The sequence below is a fragment of the Flavisolibacter ginsenosidimutans genome (genome assembly GCF_007970805.1).
Lineage (GTDB): Bacteria > Bacteroidota > Bacteroidia > Chitinophagales > Chitinophagaceae > Flavisolibacter > Flavisolibacter ginsenosidimutans.
Map to the genome: position 1 here is coordinate 4,253,890 of NZ_CP042433.1, position 18,559 is coordinate 4,272,448.

At 47.3% G+C, this 18,559-nt stretch carries 13 protein-coding genes; 7 read left to right on the top strand and 6 right to left on the bottom strand.

The window, feature by feature from the left end; all coding sequences use genetic code 11:
• The first annotated feature begins 7 nt into the window (after positions 1–7).
• The 6 genes from FSB75_RS18205 (at position 8) to porN (ending at position 7,950) form a co-directional block, all read left to right on the top strand.
• Complete coding sequence (locus FSB75_RS18205) at positions 8–808, top strand: uroporphyrinogen-III synthase (RefSeq protein WP_146790404.1); 801 nt, start codon at positions 8–10, stop codon at positions 806–808.
• 140 nt (positions 809–948) lie between these two features.
• The gene (locus tag FSB75_RS18210) at positions 949–2,976 is read left to right on the top strand and encodes a thioredoxin domain-containing protein (protein WP_146790406.1); all 2,028 of its coding nucleotides are present in this window, start codon (positions 949–951) and stop codon (positions 2,974–2,976) included.
• Between the two features lie 144 nt (positions 2,977–3,120).
• Complete coding sequence (gene porK, locus FSB75_RS18215; protein ID WP_146790408.1) at positions 3,121–4,419, top strand: T9SS ring complex lipoprotein PorK/GldK; 1,299 nt, start codon at positions 3,121–3,123, stop codon at positions 4,417–4,419.
• 124 nt (positions 4,420–4,543) lie between these two features.
• Positions 4,544–5,314, top strand: coding sequence for a type IX secretion system motor protein PorL/GldL (gene porL, locus FSB75_RS18220; protein ID WP_146790410.1), 771 nt, complete (start codon positions 4,544–4,546; stop codon positions 5,312–5,314).
• Positions 5,315–5,371: 57 nt separating this feature from the next.
• Complete coding sequence (gene porM, locus FSB75_RS18225; RefSeq protein WP_146790412.1) at positions 5,372–6,907, top strand: type IX secretion system motor protein PorM/GldM; 1,536 nt, start codon at positions 5,372–5,374, stop codon at positions 6,905–6,907.
• A gap of 5 nt (positions 6,908–6,912) precedes the next feature.
• Positions 6,913–7,950 carry a type IX secretion system ring subunit PorN/GldN gene (porN, locus tag FSB75_RS18230; protein ID WP_146790414.1) on the top strand — a complete coding sequence of 346 codons (1,038 nt, stop codon included), beginning with the start codon at positions 6,913–6,915 and terminating at the stop codon, positions 7,948–7,950.
• A 334-nt stretch (positions 7,951–8,284) separates the two neighbouring features.
• Here the strand turns inward: porN and uvrC are convergent, their stop codons facing one another.
• From uvrC to gpmI, 5 genes are all read right to left on the bottom strand, one after another.
• The gene (uvrC, locus tag FSB75_RS18235; protein ID WP_146790416.1) at positions 8,285–10,096 is read right to left on the bottom strand and encodes an excinuclease ABC subunit UvrC; all 1,812 of its coding nucleotides are present in this window, start codon (positions 10,094–10,096) and stop codon (positions 8,285–8,287) included.
• Between the two features lie 10 nt (positions 10,097–10,106).
• Entirely contained in the window at positions 10,107–10,697 is a 591-nt protein-coding gene (locus FSB75_RS18240) for a hypothetical protein (protein ID WP_146790418.1), read from the bottom strand.
• A 138-nt stretch (positions 10,698–10,835) separates the two neighbouring features.
• Positions 10,836–12,173: a DUF485 domain-containing protein gene (locus FSB75_RS18245; RefSeq protein WP_146790420.1), complete on the bottom strand. Its 1,338-nt coding sequence runs from the start codon at positions 12,171–12,173 to the stop codon at positions 10,836–10,838.
• A gap of 23 nt (positions 12,174–12,196) precedes the next feature.
• Positions 12,197–12,769 (bottom strand): RNA polymerase sigma factor, encoded by a 573-nt coding sequence (locus FSB75_RS18250; RefSeq protein ID WP_146790422.1) that lies wholly within the window; start codon positions 12,767–12,769, stop codon positions 12,197–12,199.
• A 125-nt stretch (positions 12,770–12,894) separates the two neighbouring features.
• Positions 12,895–14,421: a 2,3-bisphosphoglycerate-independent phosphoglycerate mutase gene (gene gpmI / locus FSB75_RS18255; RefSeq protein WP_146790424.1), complete on the bottom strand. Its 1,527-nt coding sequence runs from the start codon at positions 14,419–14,421 to the stop codon at positions 12,895–12,897.
• A gap of 125 nt (positions 14,422–14,546) precedes the next feature.
• Here gpmI and FSB75_RS18260 point away from each other — a divergent pair, with 125 nt between their 5' ends.
• The gene (locus FSB75_RS18260; RefSeq protein WP_172623211.1) at positions 14,547–14,933 is read left to right on the top strand and encodes a DUF4783 domain-containing protein; all 387 of its coding nucleotides are present in this window, start codon (positions 14,547–14,549) and stop codon (positions 14,931–14,933) included.
• Between the two features lie 66 nt (positions 14,934–14,999).
• Here FSB75_RS18260 and FSB75_RS18265 read toward each other — a convergent pair whose 3' ends face one another.
• The gene (locus tag FSB75_RS18265; RefSeq protein WP_172623212.1) at positions 15,000–18,467 is read right to left on the bottom strand and encodes a T9SS type A sorting domain-containing protein; all 3,468 of its coding nucleotides are present in this window, start codon (positions 18,465–18,467) and stop codon (positions 15,000–15,002) included.
• Between the last annotated feature and the right edge of the window lie 92 nt (positions 18,468–18,559).

An 18,559-nucleotide genomic window follows, 5' to 3' on the forward strand; every position in this document is an offset into this window, starting at 1 on the left:
CCGCACTATGGTAAAACACACAGGGGTTAAGACCACAACAAAGGCCACACAAAAGAAGAAAGTACTCATTACGCAGCCCAGACCTGAAAGCGACAAGTCGCCCTATTTTGAGTTGGAGCGCAAGTACGATGTGGAGCTTGACTTTCACCCTTTTATCCGGCTCGAACCTATTCCTGCAAAAGATTTTCGCCGGCAAAAGATTGACATCGCCACTCACTCAGGGGTTATCTTAACCAGCCGCAATGCCATTGACCATTTCTTTCGCGTGTGCGAAGAAATGAAAGTAGCCGTGTCGCAGGACACAAAGTATTTCTGCATTACCGAAGCGGTGGCGCTTTACCTTCAAAAATTCATTCTCTACCGCAAACGCAAGGTTTTTTACGGGGCCGACGGCAGCAACAAAAGCTTGTTCGACGTTATTAATAAACACAAAAGCAACGAAAAGTTTCTTTATGTGTGCTCTGAAAACCAGCAGGACAGTGAAATCACTGGTTGGCTTAAAGCAAACAGTTGCGATTTTTCGCTTGCCTTTATGTACCGTACAGCCAGCAACGACGTAAAAGAAATTCTGATCAAAAACGATTACGATGTCATTTGCTTTTTTACGCCCAGCGGTGTACGAAGCCTTTTTGATAACCTTCCGCAGTTTAAGCAAAACGGAACCGTGATTGGCGCTTTTGGCGGTAACACGTCAAAGGCAGTGGAAGAAGCGGGACTTCAACTCGAAATTAAAGCGCCGCAGCCGCAAGCTCCATCAATGGTAGCTGCGCTGGAAAAGTATCTTTCGGCACAAGCAACAAAAAAGTAAACGCTGTTAGCACTGTAAATAATTGTCCCGCTCTGGCGGGACTTTTTATTGGCATACGTCTATTCCAAGCGAGATTTGATGAAAGAATCACGATAGCTTTCATTGACATATCAGTACGTTTACAATTAGCACATTGATTTATGGCTAACCGTTTAGCAAAAGAAAACAGCCCTTATCTGTTACAGCATGCGCACAACCCGGTTGACTGGTATCCTTGGGGTGAGGAAGCCTTTGACAGGGCCAAAGCGGAAAACAAACCGGTGTTGGTAAGTATTGGTTATGCGGCCTGTCATTGGTGCCACGTAATGGAAAGAGAAAGCTTTGAAAAAGAAGAGGTGGCTGCTGTCATGAACGAAAACTTCGTGAATATTAAGGTGGATAGGGAGGAGCGTCCCGACGTTGATCACCTCTACATGGATGCCGTGCAAGCCATTGCCGGCAACGGCGGCTGGCCTCTAAACGTGTTTCTGACACCGGAGGGAAAGCCGTTTTACGGCGGCACTTATTTTCCGCCCAAGCGGGCATACAACCGGGCTTCCTGGACCGAGGTTTTGCTTGCGGTTTCGCAGTCGTTCAGGGAACGGCGCGACGAAATTAACCAGCAGGCAGAGAATCTCACAAATCACTTGGCATCTTCCAATTCTTTTGGGTTGTCGGTGTCCGAAACAACATTTAATGCGAAGCAAATTGACGAAGCCTTCGCCAACATCATGAAAAATGCCGACAAGGAGTGGGGCGGTTTTGGCCGGGCGCCCAAGTTTCCCCAAACATTCATCATCAATTTCTTATTGGCTTATGGACATCTCTCGCAAAATCATGACGCGTTAAACCAAGCACTTTTGAGCCTCGACAAAATGATGCAGGGTGGGATTTATGATCACGTTGGCGGCGGCTTCGCCCGCTATTCTACTGACACAGAATGGCTGGTACCGCACTTTGAAAAAATGCTTTACGACAACGCCCTGCTGGTATCTTCTTATGCTGATGCTTATGCGCTGACTAAAAACGAGGCTTACCGGCAGGTTATTGACGAAACGCTAGCCTTTGTTGAAAGAGAATTGATGCACAAAGAGGGCGGTTTTTATAGCGCCTTGGACGCCGACAGCGAAGGCGAAGAGGGGAAATTTTATGTTTGGGATGACGAAGAGGTGAAAACCGTTTTGGGAAATGAAGCAGGAATTTTTTGTGATTATTTCGACATCAAGCCCGGTGGGAACTGGGAAGGGAAGAGTGTTCCTTGGGTCAAAGTTCCAATGGTGGAATTTGCGAAGAATTACGGATTGAAGGTGGAACTGCTTGTGCAACTCATCTCCGATGGAAAACAAAAACTGCTGCAGGAACGGAGCAAACGCATACGGCCTCTTTTAGACGACAAAATCCTTTTGAACTGGAATGCCCTGATGAACCTTGCTTACAGCAAAGCCTTTGCGGTCACCGGAAATGAACACTACTTGACTGTAGCAGAACAAAACATGCGCTTCCTGCTTTCCGCCTTTGGCGATTTCAACGACCTGCATCACAGTTGGAAAGATGGTCAGGCCAAGCACCCACCTTTTTTGGATGACTATTCTTTTTTAATTGCCGCACTAATTGAACTGGCGCAGGTATCGGCCAATTTTTCTTACCTGGATAAAGCCGCGCAATTAACCGAAGTTGTTTTAAAAAAATACGCTGGTGCAGACAGTCCTCTTTTCTTTTACACGGCCGAAGACCAGCGAGACATTCTTCTTCGGAAAAAGGAGGTATACGACGGTGCCACACCTTCAGGCAATTCGGTAATGGCGTACAACCTTTACCGGCTCTCAATTCTTTTGGACAAGCCGGATTGGCGGCAACTTGCCGAAAAAGCGGTCATGGCAATGACAGACGTAACAACCAAATATCCCACATCGTTTGGCATGTGGCTTGCCCTGCTCTATGAATCAATTAAGGGCACTTCAGAGATTGCTGTGGTCGGCGTAAATTTTGCCAGCCTGTCGTTGCAAATTCAAAAAACTTTCATTCCACATAAACTTCTCATGGCAGCTCCAAACGCTGACCCTTATTACCCCCTTTTAACGGGCCGGGAAGTGGGCGGGAAAACCCTCATTTTTTTATGTAAGAATTACGCATGTCTGCAACCAACAATTACCCTCAATGAAGCACTGGCGCTCCTTTCGACCAAATAATTTAGCGTTTGTACAATAATCATTATGAACGTCCGTTTGTGTTTTTATGTCAGCCCTATTTGACTATTGGAAATGAGAAAAAAACTATTTAACCTTGCCTCGTCCTTTAGTGCAAACAATTATATTTGCCCAATACCTAAGTATATGACGTTGAAAAACCACTACTACGTGCTTATTGCTCTTTCGGCCCTATCGCTGGCGAGCTGCGGCATCGGTAAAAAAGACAAAGGCAGCATGTTGCCAAACGACGGCCAAGTACACGGCATCGCACCCGGCAACCGTTACGTTCTCCCCAAACCTCCGGGCATGGTTTACATTCCACAAGGCACCTTTCACATGGGACCAAGTGATGAAGATCCCGCCTATGCCTTTAGTGCCCGTAACCGTTCTGTTTCCATCAGTGGATTTTGGATGGATGCTACCGAAGTTACCAACAACCAATACCGCCAATTCATTTACTGGGTTCGCGACTCCGTAGCCGCAAAGAAGCTCGGAGCACCTTATGTAAAGGATAATCCGGATGGCAGCCAAACGGTTGATTTCGCCAAAATGCGCACCGTAAAATGGAACGATCCAAAAATAGTGGAACAGTTGAATGACCTGATCATTCCTGAGCCTGATCGCATTCGTGGTAAAAAAGAGCTGGATCCCTCCAAAATCGTTTATCAGGTTGAGCGCTTTGATTTGAAGGCCGCGGCCGATCGCGGAAACGCCGGCAAGCCCCGTTCGCAATTCCTTGAGCGTTATCCCGTGTCTGTTTATCCGGATACCTTGGTTTGGATGCGCGACTTTTCCTATTCTTACAATGAGCCTATGACTAAGCGCTATTTTTCTCACCCTGCTTTTGGAAACTATCCGGTAGTAGGCGTGAACTGGAAGATGGCCGAGGCTTTTTGTAACTGGCGCACACTTTACCTGAACAACTTCCTTGAATCAAAAGGCCGCGTACAGGAATCCGATTTCCGTCTGCCAACCGAAGCACAATGGGAGTACGCAGCTCGTGGTGGTCGTTCGCAATCCATGTTTCCCTGGGGAAACTATTACCTGAGAAACAAAAAAGGCTGTCTGCTTGCGAACTTTAAGCCCGGCCGTGGTAACTATCCCGAAGACGGTGGATTCTATACCGTTCGTGCAGATGCATACTGGCCCAACGATTTTGGCCTTTACTGCATGGCGGGCAACGTAGCCGAGTGGACTTCTTCAATTTATTATGAAGGTTCGTATACGTTCCAACACGACATGAACCCCGATGTTCGCTTTAACGCAAAAGAATCTGATCCTCCCAAGATGAAGCGCAAGGTAATTCGCGGCGGAAGCTGGAAAGATGTGGGTTATTACCTGCAAACCGGCACCCGTACATACGAATACCAGGATTCTACAAAGTCTTACATTGGTTTCCGTACGGTGATTGATTTGCCTGCACAAACCGGCCGTCATAAATAATTTGGCCACAAATAATTTTTTCCAATTTTGAACGTTTTAGTGGGACTGAGGTTGGCGACAACCTCTTTACCCCTGTATTTGTCAAACCTCAAACTAAAATAACAACCATTTAAAATTCAATTCTATGGCAGTCGCAATTCCACCAAAAATCAGTAAATACGTTGACGTCGCAGTTTCCTTTGGCGCTTCGCTTGTAATCTGGGGCGCTTTACGCAAAATCACCCACGCACCCGATGCCGAAACATGGCTTTGGATCGGCTTGAGCACAGAGGCACTCATCTTCGCTCTTTACGGTGTTCTTTACCTGATTTTTCCCGCAGAAAAAGGCGCAGGCCATCCCGAAGAAGTGGCGGTGGATGCTGTTACACCACAAGGCCGCGTTTTGGGACAGATGGACAAGGCTTTATTGGAAGCGGACATTACGCCTGCAAACCTGAGCCGCCTGAGCGATGGTTTCAAAAAACTGAACACAACCATCTCCAACATGAACGACATTACCGATGTAGTAGCTGCTACCGGTGATTATACAGCAAAAACAAAAGAAGTAACATCGGCTTTAACACAGGTAAAAGACGCTTATGTGAATGCTGCCAATTCTGTTGGCGCTTTCAACGCTGCTTCTGACGGTGCCCGTGTTTTCCACGATCAGATTCAGGTTTTGACAAAGAATCTTTCTTCCCTGAACACGATTTACGAATTGGAATTGCAGGAGAGCAACAACCACCTAAAAACCCTCAACGGTTTCTACGGTAAACTGGCCGAAACAACCGAAGTGATGGTAAACAGCGCCGAGGATGCCAAAAAAGTACAGACGCAAATCGGTGGTTTGGCTACCAACCTGACGAAACTGAATGGCATATACGGCAACATGCTGAGCGCAATGCAGGGGCGTTAATCACGTAAAGACCTAAACCAAAAATTTATACTTCAACGCAACAAATCCGAATAGACTATGGCACTTCCTAAAGAGCCGCGGCAGAAGATGATCAACCTGATGTACCTGGTGCTGACAGCCCTGTTGGCACTGAACGTTTCGGCTGAGATTCTGAATGCATTCAAAACCGTGGACAGCAGCCTCGATAAAACCAACCACACAATTGCAACGTCAACCGACGATGTAATGAAATCTTTCCAAGACCTGCTTGCTGACGAAAAAACGAAAGTAAAAGCAGCTGAATGGTATCCGAAAGCGCAACATGCGCAAGACCTTTCTTCTGGAATGTATAATTACATTGAAAGCCTTCGTCAACGTTTACTGGAAAGAGCAGATTTTAACCCGGCTAAAAAGAAGGATTCGACGTACAAAGAGGACAATCAGGACATTGCTACCAAGATGATGATTGACCAAAAGACTGGCGATACGTTAAAACAAAAGCTTGACGATTACCGCAAGGCAATGCTGGCGATTGACCCGAAAGTTGCAGAAGAATTCAGCAAATCTTTACAGGTTAATACAGACATGCCGGTTACGCAAAACAAAAGCAATAAAACCTGGGCCGATGCTTACTTCCACATGGTTCCAACTGTGGCTGCTTTGACCATGCTGCGCAAGTTTCAGAATGATGTAAAAACATCGGAGAACAAAGTCGTTACTTTCTTGCACCAACAGGTAGGAAAGGTTGTGGTTCGCTACGATAACTTCGAGGCCATCGTTGGACAGAACTCGAAATACCTAATGCCGGGTCAACAGTTAGAGATTACTGCCGGTTTAGGTGCTTTCAGCAAGTCTAAACTTCCAACCATTTCAATTGGCGGCGCTTCTGTTCCGTTAAATGACAAAGGCATGGCCATCAAGCAACTGGATGGCGGCGGCATCGGTAACCACAGCATTCCGGTAACCGTTGCGTTCACTGACCAGGATGGCAATCCGCAAACCAGAACGTTCAATGTAGAATATACCGTTGGTCAGGCCAATGCGTCTATCGCTCTTGATAAAATGAACGTGCTTTACATCGGTGTTGACAACCCGGTTACCATCGCGGCTTCGGGTGGCGGCGATGACAAAGTACAAGTGTCTATCAACGGTGGCGGTGGCTCTTATACCAAAGTAGGTGCCGGTAAATACATCTTCCGCGTTAGCAGCGTAACGGACGATTGCAAAATCTCTGTATCGGTAGATGGCAAAGTAGCGGGTGTTTCTCAATTCCGTGTACGTACAGTACCCGTTCCTCAAGCTTATATAGGAGGCCAACCAAGTGGCGCAACTATGTCAGCGGCCGCCTTGGCAAATCAAGCGGGTATTTTTGCCGGTATTAAAGATTTCCCGTTTGAGTTGCACTATAACGTTAGCGAATATACTGTGGTTGGTCTGAACGAAGATGGTGACATTATCAAAGCAAATGTCACCGGCGCTGAATTTACGCCTCAGGCACGAAAACTGATCGGGATGGCAAAGCCAGGTGATAATATAAACATCACAAATCTTTATTGCACAGGCCCCGATGGCAGACGCATGAAACTGCCGGCATTATTTTACAATATCAACTAGGAACTATGAAATCAAGGGTGATAAAATTTTGTTTGTTTGCTTTCAGTTTTGGACTGTTAGTACATGATGCTAAGGCGCAAAGAAGACCACGCAACAGTACCAGCCGGGATAACGGAAACAACGCATCAACTGGTGCACCCACGCAACAAAACAACAATACGTCAGCTCCAACAAACTTTAGCGCTTACGGAAAGCTTCCCGTTGAAGTGGACAGCTCCGGTGCGGGTTCAACAACCGGTAGCGGTAAATCCATGCGTCCTGACAATGCGTTTGGCTTCAAAGATTCTATCCTGAACGAAAGAACGCCATTGCCCTATGAGTTTTTGCGACTTGACGATGCCTTGTATGCCGAAACGGTTTGGCGTGAATTGGATTTGCGCGAAAAGATGAACCAAACGTTTAACTTCAAAGGCCAGGAAGATAACGGTGACCAAAACTTCATCAGCATTCTTTTAAAAGCGGTGCAGGACGGAAAAGTAACGGCTTTTGATGACGAACGCTTTACAACCCCGTTGGCTTTGCCTGAAGTGGCGAAAAGAGCATCGGGTGGAACAAACGACACCATACCGGTTTACGACCTTCAGGACGCATCGAAGATCAAAAGCCTGCGTGTGGTGAAGAAGAATTTCAACCCCGACGACATCAAAAAATTCCGCATCAAGGAACAATGGATTTTTGACCGCGAAATCAGCCGCATGGTTTGCCGAATCATTGGCATCGCTCCGCTGAAAACCGAATACGTTGAAGGTACTCGCAAAGAATTGGGATCGTCGGTTATGTTCTGGGTTTATTACCCAGATTTGCGTCCAACGCTGGCGCGCTACGAAGTGTACAATGCTAAGAATATGGGTGCGCAGAGAATGACTTGGGAAGAATTGTTTGAGAGCCGCATGTTCTCTTCGTACGTCACCAAATCAACGCTGGACAACCCAGGCAACAAAACCATCCGTCAAATGATCAAGGATCCGATCCTTGCTTTACTGGAAGGCGACAACATTAAAGACCGAATCTTTAATTACGAGCAGGACCTTTGGTCGTATTGATCTTTCTTAAATTTATACGAATCCCATCCGCTTTCGGATGGGATTTTTGTTTATAGAGAACTCCAGCAGAATAACCGGTGCTGGTATATTTTCTCATGCGTAATGCAACGGAGTTGAAAAAAATTGTGGAAACTACGCATAGGAAATGTGAAAGGAGGTTGTATTTTTACCTCGGTTTTTCATAGGATATTGGATTTTAAAACGGGGCAGGATTTCCATCCAGCCCTTTTTCTTTTTCACCAGTACCGATACACAACAAGAACAAATTACCAGGGAGCGAAAGCTCGTCGTTCAAAACAATCATTTGCTATTTGCCGTTCTTGCCGGTCGCTCGTTATTCATTCTCTTTCTGCTGTTCAAAATAGTTTTTTAAAATCTTTGCCTTGGAAACACCAACCACTCTTGCGAGTTCTGACTCGGGTTGCTTCTTAATGTTGTTGATGGAACGGAAGGTTTTGAGCAGAATATTTGCCGTGTTGTTACCGATTCCTTTGATGTCTTCCAGGCTGTTTTTAAAAGTTCCCTTACTGCGTTTTTCGCGGTGAAAGTTCAAGCCGTAACGATGCACCTCATCACGTATGCGACGAATGAGTTTGTGGCTTTCGCTATCGTAAGGAAGTTTTAATGATTCTTGGTCGCCAACAAAAAACAATTCCTCTTCATTCTTGGCCAATCCTACCAGCGTCATTTGCCCTTGCAGTCTTAATTCTTCAAGAGCTTCGTTAGCGGCGCTTAATTGGCCTTTGCCGCCGTCAATAATCACCAATTGAGGGAAGGCTTGTAATTCTTCTTTCAGGCGTTTATAGCGGCGGTAAACCGCTTCTTTCATGGTGGCGAAGTCGTTGATGCCTTCGACTGTTTTTACGTTGAAAACACGGTAGTCTTTTTTGCTCGGTTCACCGTCTTTAAAACAAACCATGGCCGAAACCGGATAACTGCCGTGAAAATTTGAGTTGTCGAAACATTCAATGTGTTGCGGTACAGCAGGCAACTGAAGGTCTTCTTTAATTTGCAACAGCACCTCCGATTTATCCCGGTTGTGCAGCAGTTGCAGCCTCTCCTTGCTCTTGATGCCGTCGATAAAATACTGCACGTTCTTCTGCGAAAGCTCCAAAAGCTTTTTCTTGTCACCGCCTTTGGGCACGGTTAATACAGTCTCCGGCTCGTTGTATTCAATTTCCAAAGGCACCACAATTTCCTTGGCCTCGCTGTTAAACAAGGTTCTCAACTGCGCAATGGTACCGGCCAGAATTTCTTCCGGCGTTTCATCCAGATGCGTTTCTACCTTAATAGTTTTGGTTTGAATGATGGCGCCGTTGTTTACCATCAGGTAATTGACGTAAGCAATACCGTCAATTTGTTCAATGGTGAAAGCATCCACGTCTTTTAAGGTTGAATTGATGACGATAGAACGCGACTGATACGTTTCGAGATAAGTTATTTTCTTGCGAACGGTTTCGGCTTTTTCAAACTCCAGTGCTTCGGCGTAGCCCTTCATTTCTCTTTTAAAATGCTGAATAACCGCCGAAAGATTGCCTTTTAAAATGTTCTTGATCTGGTGAACGTTTTCGTCGTAATCTTCTTTGCTCTGATGCGCCTCGCAGGGGCCTTTGCAATTGCCCAGGTGAAATTCCAAACAAACCTTGAACTTGCCCTTTTCAATGTTTCGCTGGGTTAGGTTTAGCGGGCAGGTGCGCAAGGGAATGGTTTGCTTGATGAAGTTTAAAAGTTCCCGCACTTTTCCGACAGATGTATAAGGTCCGAAATACTGCGAGCCGTCTTCAATCTTTTGCCGCGTTAAAAAAATGCGTGGGAAGGGTTCGTTTTTAATAACGATGTAGGGATAGGTTTTGTCGTCTTTTAAATTGATGTTGAAGAGCGGCTGAAACTGTTTGATGAGCGAGTTCTCCAACAAAAAGGCATCCTGTTCCGTGTGCACGATGGTAAACTCAATGCGGCGGATGCGCTTCACCAGTTCGTGCGTCTTGTAGCTTGCCAGTGTTTTTGTAAAATACGAGCTTACCCGCTTGCGAATGTGCTTTGCCTTGCCCACGTACAAAAGCGTTCCGGCGTCGTCGAAGTATTTGTAAATTCCGGGTTCCTGCGGCAGGGTTCCGGCTATCTCCTGAAATTCTTTCTGCGTCATACAATGTTCCTTATTTACTTTGCCCTGCGGGGCTGTTCCAAACGATCCGTACTTTTTTTATTTGCTCACCTTTGCCCGGTGTTTCTACAGCGGTAGTGGTGTAAAATCCGGTGCCGGCTTCCCACATCAGGATCTTTGTTACCGGAACATTGCTGCTGTCTTGTTCCAGCTTTGCGTAAATGGATTTGATATCGTTCTTGCCGGCTGCGTTCGGCTGCGGGTCAACGGTGATGTTTTCTTCCCGCAACGTGTGTGCCTCTTTCGTAGTAAAATGAAAAACAAAAGCTTCCTGCATGTCGTCGTAAAGCTGCGAAACCTCGTAATCGTCTTTCAGTTCCGGCAGGGAAATGTCAGGCAGGTCAACGAAGTCTTTTGCGTATTGCCGAACCTCGGTGTTTTTGATGGCAACGGTGTCGGCACGGCCGTTTTCTGTTTCAATTTTTGTGAACGAAAGCTGCGCGGTGTCGAGGCGCTTCAATTCCCCGCGAATGTAGGTTGCAGCAGGAAAAAAATTGGTGGCGGGTACGTCGGCTTTTTTCTTTCGGCTTTTGCAGGCAATCAATCCAAACCAAATGATTGAAACAAGGATAATGCGATTCATCCGATAAAATTAGGCAATGACCACAAACAGGAGGCTTGCAATTGTAACGAAAGAAGTGAAAACTTGGGGTGAAGCTGTTTTAAAGCAAAATGCCGTCGCGGCGTTGTGCGACGGCATTTAGAGACGTTTTCTGTTTAATTATTTGTTTAACGTCACACCGACTTTCAAGCCAAAATCAAAAAGGTTTTCCTTAACCGGGTATTTGCTGATAAAACTCGACAGCAACTGGTAACGCACTTGCGGTCCGATTTGCCATTTCGTTTTCGCACCCTGAAGCGTAACGAAAGTTTCAAAAGCCGTGTTTACGTTCCAGCGTCGAATGAGCCAGGGAACTTCAATGTAATTTTTATAGTCAGTTGTAATCAGGTAAGCCCGGTCGCCCAAAATATAGGTGGGCTGTACGGTGGTGGCAAGGCCAAAACGCATTTTGTCTGTGCCTTTGAAAAGATACTCCACACCGACAGGAGCCGATAGCTGGAACGAAAGGTTTTGCAGCCAGTCGGATTTGTAGCCGGAAAGGTTGCTGTAGGTAGAATAGGTATGCAACGAATCAATTCCCGAACCGTTATTAAGCGCAATGGTCGCAATAGAACCCGAAGAACTGAAAGCTTTTACATCGTAGCGGTTTACGTTAAACTGCAGGCCCGAACGAATTCTTACGCTGTTGGAAAGCAGATATTTTGCAACAAAGCCGGCCTCAAAGCCAATAGCCGGTTTGTGCGTAACGTAGCTGTTTACGCTGCTGCCGAGGGCAGGATAACCCGCCGGTATAGCCGATGGGGTGAGGCCACGCAAATAGGATTTATTTTCAGCCAGTTTGCGGTAGCTGATAGTGGGAGTGAAATACAATTGCGTTTCAAAATGTTTTGACTTTGGCTTGTATGAATTGATTACACTTTCAATCGTGAAGGGAAAGGTCTCGTCGGATTTTTTAAGTCCCTGCATTGCTTCTACAGGGGCAGTAACTTCGGACTCATCGGTATAAGCATCAACCGTAATAGGGGTAAAAACGCTTTCCGGTTCGGTTTCCGTCCCGGTCATTTCTTGTTTTTTAATATTTGGTAGCTGCTTGTCGAAATTCAATGCGATAACTTTCCCGCTATTTTCCAAAGCATTGAAACCAGGCGCAGTTTGTTGATCAATTCTCGGCTGCATGGAAATAACCTTTGCTCCGGTTGTACCGGTTGTTTCTGTATTCTCTTCCTTATTTATCCCTGTTTGCAAACCTGGTTTTATAGCCGGATGGCTTGGTTGTTGGGTAGAAATTTTGTCGTGCGCAAAACTATTGATGATGTAGTAGCCGCTTGCCGATGAAATAAGTAGTAAAGCAGAAAGTCCAAAAGCAAAGCGGCGCCGGCGTTTGTTTAATTCTTTGGAGAGGTTTTGCCAAACCTTGTCCGGTGCTTTCATTCGCAAGCCATCGGCACTTCGTTTTAAGAAGTCCTCGAAGTTTTCATGTGTAAAATCTCTCTTCATAATCAGTCGCAGTTTCAGGGTCGTTAGCGCCCTGCGGCAGCGTAAAGCTGCTCCTTTGGTTTATAGATGATGTTTTTCTTTACCAAAATATCTTCGAGCATTGCTTTTGCTCTTGTGTATTGGCTTCGGCTTGTGCTTTCTTCCACATCAAGGATGGCCGCAATTTCTTTGTGTGAGAAACCTTCAATGGCGTAAAGGTTCAGCACCGTGCGGTAACCCATGGGCAACATGCGAATGCACTCCACCACTTCTTTGGCCTGAATGAGCGAGGGAACCGATTCTTCCCGTACCTGCAAAGCGGTTGCGTGAATGAGGTCCACGCTTTCGTTAAAGCGCTTGTTCTTTTTTAAAATGTTGATGCAGGTATGAATCATGATGCGCCGTATCCAACCTTCCAGTGCGCCGCGGCCTTCGAATTTGTGGATCTGCGAAAACACCTTGATAAATCCTTCTTGCAGCATGTCCTCTGCATCTTCGCGGTTGTGCGCATAACGGTAACACACGGCAAACATTTTATGACTGAAGCGGTCATAGAGTTCTTTTTGTGCGGCAGCGTTGTTGCGGATACAACCTTGCAAAAGGGCTTCCTCTGTCATAGGCTTACTTTGGTTGCCTGAAAGTTAGACAAATTTTTGGGTCGAATGCTGCACTGTCGGCGAAAAATAAAAGCCATTCACCGTTTATCGTGAATGGCTTACCAATTATGTGCTTGGGCAAATGGTTAAATCAAGACGGTGCCCGTCATTTCTTTGGGAATGGGCAGGTTCATAACGGTTAAAATTGTCGGTGCAAGGTCGCCGAGTTTTCCGGATTTGATTTGCCCTTTCCATTCCTTGTCGATAATAAAAAACGGAACCGGGTTTAAAGTGTGCGCTGTGTTGGGCGTACCGTCGGCGTTGATCATATAATCCGCGTTTCCGTGATCGGCAGTGAGAAAAATTGTATAACCGTTTTCCAGCGCAGCGGTTACTACCCGTGCTACGCAACTGTCCACGGTTTCTACGGCTTTTATCACAGCGTTCCAAACGCCGGTGTGACCCACCATGTCGGCATTGGCGTAATTGAGGCAAATGAAATCGGCCTCCCCCTTGGCTATTTCGGAAACAATGGCTGCCGTTACTTCCGGTGCGCTCATCTCGGGTTGCAAGTCATACGTAGCTACTTTAGGTGAAGACACCATGATGCGTTGTTCTCCATCAAAGGGTGTCTCTCTTCCGCCGCTGAAAAAGAAGGTTACGTGCGGATATTTTTCCGTTTCCGCAATGCGGATTTGTTTCAAGCCATTCTTCTCAATTATTTCACCTAACGTGTTGTTCAGGTTATCGGTTTCAAAAATGACGTGCACGTTTTTGAACGTGGCGTCGTACTCGGTCATGGTGGTGTAATGCAGATGCAGTGGCTTCATCTCCTGTTGCGGAAATTCCATCTGCGTGAGCGCCTTGGTTATCTCGCGGCAGCGGTCGGTGCGGAAGTTGAAACAGATCGCTGCATCGCCGTCTTGTATCGTTGCTATCGGGCTGCCGTCCTCATTTGTAATTACCGTTGGTTTAATGAATTCGTCGGTTATATTTTCCTGATAAGATTGTGCGACGGCTTCCGTGGCACTGCGGTTTTTTTGCCCTTCCCCTCTTACCATTGCATCGTAAGCCAGCTTAACACGTTCCCAACGGTTGTCGCGGTCCATGGCGTAATAGCGACCGCTTACGGTAGCAATCTTACCGGTTGATTGGCGAGTGTGTTCTTCCAATTCTGTTATAAATCCCAGTCCACTTTTGGGATCGGTATCGCGGCCATCGGTGAAGGCATGAATGAAAACGTTTGTCAACCCTTGTTCTTTACAAACGTCCAACAAAGCCTTTAAATGATTGATGTGCGAGTGCACGCCGCCGTTACTTACCAAGCCCAAAAGATGCAGTGGTTTGTTGGCCTCTTTTGCATAGCTGATGCTTTGTAGCAGTACAGGATTCTTTTGCAATTCACCTTCGCGAACGGCAACGTTAATGCGCTGCAGTTCCTGGTAAACGATGCGACCCGCGCCAAGATTTAGGTGCCCAACCTCAGAATTTCCCATCTGCCCTTCCGGCAGACCCACGGCCTCGCCGCAGGTGATCAGGGTTGTGTTGGAATATTTGGCGTACAAAGAGGAAACAAAAGGTACGTTCGCATTTTGGATGGCGTCTGACGAAGGCACTTGTCCCAATCCCCAGCCGTCCATAATGAGCAGGATAACTTTTCGGTTCGGCGTCATAAACTTGTTTGTGGGCGCAAATCTATGCCCTTTCGCAAAGCTTTTGTTTATTTTGGGTGGGCAAAAACGCCCTCTTCTTTATGGCATATTTTTCGCTCTTGGCAGGCCGAATCAAATTCTTGTCTATGAAAAAGTTCGTTACACTAACCTGCGTTGCGCTGCTCTTTTTGGCATCGGCTTTTAAACCGGTTGGTGGGCTGGACGACGTAATTGGCGCATTGCGAAACGGCAACGCTACAGAACTGGCCAAGTACGTAGATGCCAATCTGGAAATATCGCTGCCATCAAAAACGGACAATTACAGCCGCCAGCAGGCGATTGTGATTTTGCAGGACTTTTTTAACACCAACGGCGTAAAAAGCTTTGAAGTAAAATACCGCGGCGAGAACGGCGGCAGCCAGTTTTGCATCGGTACGTTGGTGACAAAGGCCGGAAGTTTTCGCACCACGTTTTTTATGACCGAAAAGAACAAGGCGCAATTGGTAAAAGAAATCAGGTTTCAACCGATGTAATAAAAAGGACAGATAAAAGAAATCCCGCCAAACACCTGGCGGGATTTCTTTTATCTGTCCTATGTCTTATTGGTCTTTTAAAATCTTCTCTGTGTATAAAACTTTGCCGTTCTGATCAGAAATTTTTACAACGTACAGGCCTTTCTTGAGTTTTTGCAGGCTTAAGGTCGTAAACATTTCGTTTAGCTGACCGGCATACACTGCTCTTCCCGTCACGTCGTACACCGCAAGGTTTTTACGGGTGTTGTCTCCAATTACATACACGCTTAACTTATCTCTCGTGGGATTTGGAAACACCTTCACCAGAAGATCTCCCACATTTACTGCGGGCAATTCGGGAGCAGTGGCTGTACCCAGTTGCACCCTCAACGTATAGCAGGACGTAGCGTTGTATGCGCCTTTGTAGCCATAAACTTTTACGTAATACGTGCCGGCTGAAAAATTGCGACTAATGGTTTCGTTGGCCGTGCCGTTGTTTGACGAGGTAGCCAATTGCGATGTTCCGTTGCTGCTGTACAAACGAATGTCGTAATCGGCCGGCAGAGTGGTTAACGTAATGGTAGCTGTGCCAGCAGTAGTAATGGTAAACTGGTAATAATCGTTATCGCCACTTGGGTTGATCTGGCCTTTTATATCGGTATTAAGTGGAATGGCTGCTGCACCGCTCGCCGTACCGTTGGTACTTACGTCGTAAGTACTGGGACAAGTAACGATTGCCGCCGTTGTGAATTGCGCTTGCGCATAGGCACTACTGGCGCTGCTACAGTTTGCACGAACCCGGTAATCATACAAAGAATTACCCGTCAAACCGCTAAGGTTTACCGAAAGGCTTGTTGTGCCGGTGACTGAATTAATCCATGTGCCGGATGAATTCAGCTTATAGTCCACATCATAATTCAATGCACCGCTCACAGATGACCAGCCTACGGTAGCGCTGGTGGTTGTAATGGAAGATGCGTTCAAATTGCTTGGTGTGCCGCAGCTTGTCGAAGATGTGGTAAACTGTGCCTGTGCATAAGCACCTGTTGCGCTGCTGCAATTGGCCCGAACCCGGTAATCGTACAACGAATTTTCGGTGAGGCCTGTTAAATTCACCGAAAGATTTGTTGTGCCGGTGGCTGCGTTTGTCCAGGTGCTTGATGAATTCAGTTTATAATCCACATCATAGCTTACCGCTCCGCTTACGGCCGTCCAGCCAACCGTTGCAGAATTGGTAGTAATTGCAGATGCATTTAAACCCGTAACGGTACCGCAAGACGGCGCCGCACCAAGGATAGTGGTAAACAAACCACGGCCGTGCGTTGCGGCCGAAAGCAAGCCGTCGCTTGCGCGGTATTGCAGCATGTCTGTGCGTACGTTCGGAAAGCCTGTTTCCGGGTCCCAAACCGTAGCCGCTCCGTTAATCTGTTCTGTCTGCCAAACACCGGTTTCCGTGGCAATGATAGCCTTCGTGTTGCTGCCCGGGTAGAACATGGCCCAGCGCACGGGCATGTCGGGCAAGTTCCCGTCAATCGCTGACCACGTGGCGCCGCCATCGTTTGTTACAAACAAATTATTGATGCCGTAATTGGAATAGGCAACGATAATGTTCTGTTCGTCCGTACCCAATTCAATGGAAGAAATGTTGGCGCTTGCCGTTGTCATGCCCGAACCGATAATGCTGGTAAAGGTTGGAGTGGCATTAGCATTTGTAGCCTTGATGAGTGAAGGCGTGATACCGCTGCCGCCACCACCGAAAAATACGGTGTTGCTGCTGTATGGTGATACCTTCACGGCTGATACTTTGCCGCTGTTCAATCCGTTCATGGTAACCGCGGTAAACGTGCTGCCCGATTGCGGGTTGCTCCAACGCAGATAGGTATTGGCGTTTCCGCTGCAGTACATGACGTTAGCAGCATCGTCATAATCAGTGGGGTTGATGAACCTGCCCGCGCTGCTACTGTAGTTTACCGAAGTCCAGGTGTTGCCGCCGTCGGTGCTTCTGCGGTATTGGTTGTACACATAAGAACCCCATTGGTATTGCGGCTGGTTTTGGTCAATGTGCACAAAAGCACCGTCGCCGCCGGTCACTTCAACCGAAGAACTCAATCCCGGGCTGTTCAGTTGATGAACGCCGTTGTCTTGTGCGCCGGCCAAAAAATAATCGGTTGAAGTAGGGTGAACGGCAACAGCGTAAAATTGCTTGATGCGCAGTCCTGCGTTTCGGTCCGAAATTGTTGTGCCGGCGTTGGGCGAATAAAACACGCCGCCGTCCGAGCCAATCAGTACCTGGCTATTGCTCCGCCAGGATATAATGTGCTGGTCGGCATGAACGTATTGACCGGTGGTGCCCACCCATTCGCTAATCTTTGTCCAGGTTGAACCGCCGTTGGTTGTTTTGTAGCAGTCAAGACTGCCCACAATAACGTTGTTAGCATTGGTTGGATCAACCGCAATGCCCATGCAATACCAGGCTTGTCCGCTGGTAAACGCTGGCGTAGTGCCGGTAGCGCTCCAGTGTGCGCCACCGTCGGTTGATTTGTAAATCGTACTTACGTCAAAGCTGCTACTCGAAGGCAAGGCATAAACCGTAGTTCCGCTGCTTGCCAAGTCAACGTTGTATTGAACCGGCGAAAAAGTCGTTACCGGAGATGTCCAGGTAGTAGGGGTAACCGTTGCGGGATTATCTGTATATCGATAGCCCGAGCTTGTTGACGCACTGTTGTAATAACCACAGCTAACGTGCAGCCGGCCGGTACTGCTTAACTCAATGTCGGGCACTCGCGGGTCAAGCCCCGAAGGTGTAATGTTGTCCCAGACACCGGTAGCTTTTGTATAGCGTTGCAAGCCCTGGTTATTTGAAAGAGAGTTACAAGCCACGTATAAATTGCCGCTGGCGTCGCACACCACTTTGCTCACGTTCCAAAGAGCGGAACTGCCCGGCATCACGTCCCACGTAACGCCGTGATCGGCGCTTCGCCAAATGCCCGCGCCGCGTACGGCGTCGGCATTGATGGCCTTCTCGCCGGTGCCAAAGTAAATGATGTTTGGATCGGTAGGATCTTGGCAAATGCTTGATACGGCCAAGTTTCCGAAGAAGTCATTAATCGGCGTCCAAGTGGCAGGGCTTGCGGTAATGTCGTTCGTTTTCCAAAGGCCGCCGTCAATACCACCTATCCAAACCGTTTTGCCGGTGGCGTCGCCCAAGTCTTCCCAAATCGCTCTTACCCTTCCGGAGGTTTTACCGTTTCCCGGCCTTGTGTTGCCGTTGCTTGGACCCGTAACGTCGCTGTTCGGGCCGCGTTCGGTCCAGTTAAAAAGTGTTGCGCGACTCGTTTGTTGAATTTGGGCCAGTCTCGCCTGCCTTGTGCGGTAGGCCTGCACCAGCCTTGCCTGCGGAACGTAGCCAAGAGCGGGGTCTTTTGCCTCGTCTATTTCTTGTTGAAGTCTCCGGGAAATACCGACCTGGTTCTCGGTAACCCGTTGTACCTGCGCCGTGGAAAGGAGCGCAAAGCAAGCAAGCAGAATTGTACCTGCAATTCTTGGAATTTTCATGAAGTTGGTGTGTGTTTGTTTGTTAAGAAGACAACGAATATAATTTTTTCTTTTAAGAAATCTTGTCATTTCGATGACGTTCGAAAGCTCAT

Coding starts and splice junctions, on each gene's coding strand:
- FSB75_RS18205 (WP_146790404.1), top strand. CDS start 8: ATGGTAAAACACACAGGGGTTAAGACCACAACAAAGGCCACACAAAAG.
- FSB75_RS18210 (WP_146790406.1), top strand. CDS start 949: ATGGCTAACCGTTTAGCAAAAGAAAACAGCCCTTATCTGTTACAGCAT.
- porK (WP_146790408.1), top strand. CDS start 3,121: ATGACGTTGAAAAACCACTACTACGTGCTTATTGCTCTTTCGGCCCTA.
- porL (WP_146790410.1), top strand. CDS start 4,544: ATGGCAGTCGCAATTCCACCAAAAATCAGTAAATACGTTGACGTCGCA.
- porM (WP_146790412.1), top strand. CDS start 5,372: ATGGCACTTCCTAAAGAGCCGCGGCAGAAGATGATCAACCTGATGTAC.
- porN (WP_146790414.1), top strand. CDS start 6,913: ATGAAATCAAGGGTGATAAAATTTTGTTTGTTTGCTTTCAGTTTTGGA.
- uvrC (WP_146790416.1), bottom strand. CDS start 10,096: ATGACGCAGAAAGAATTTCAGGAGATAGCCGGAACCCTGCCGCAGGAA.
- FSB75_RS18240 (WP_146790418.1), bottom strand. CDS start 10,697: ATGAATCGCATTATCCTTGTTTCAATCATTTGGTTTGGATTGATTGCC.
- FSB75_RS18245 (WP_146790420.1), bottom strand. CDS start 12,173: ATGAAGAGAGATTTTACACATGAAAACTTCGAGGACTTCTTAAAACGA.
- FSB75_RS18250 (WP_146790422.1), bottom strand. CDS start 12,769: ATGACAGAGGAAGCCCTTTTGCAAGGTTGTATCCGCAACAACGCTGCC.
- gpmI (WP_146790424.1), bottom strand. CDS start 14,421: ATGACGCCGAACCGAAAAGTTATCCTGCTCATTATGGACGGCTGGGGA.
- FSB75_RS18260 (WP_172623211.1), top strand. CDS start 14,547: ATGAAAAAGTTCGTTACACTAACCTGCGTTGCGCTGCTCTTTTTGGCA.
- FSB75_RS18265 (WP_172623212.1), bottom strand. CDS start 18,467: ATGAAAATTCCAAGAATTGCAGGTACAATTCTGCTTGCTTGCTTTGCG.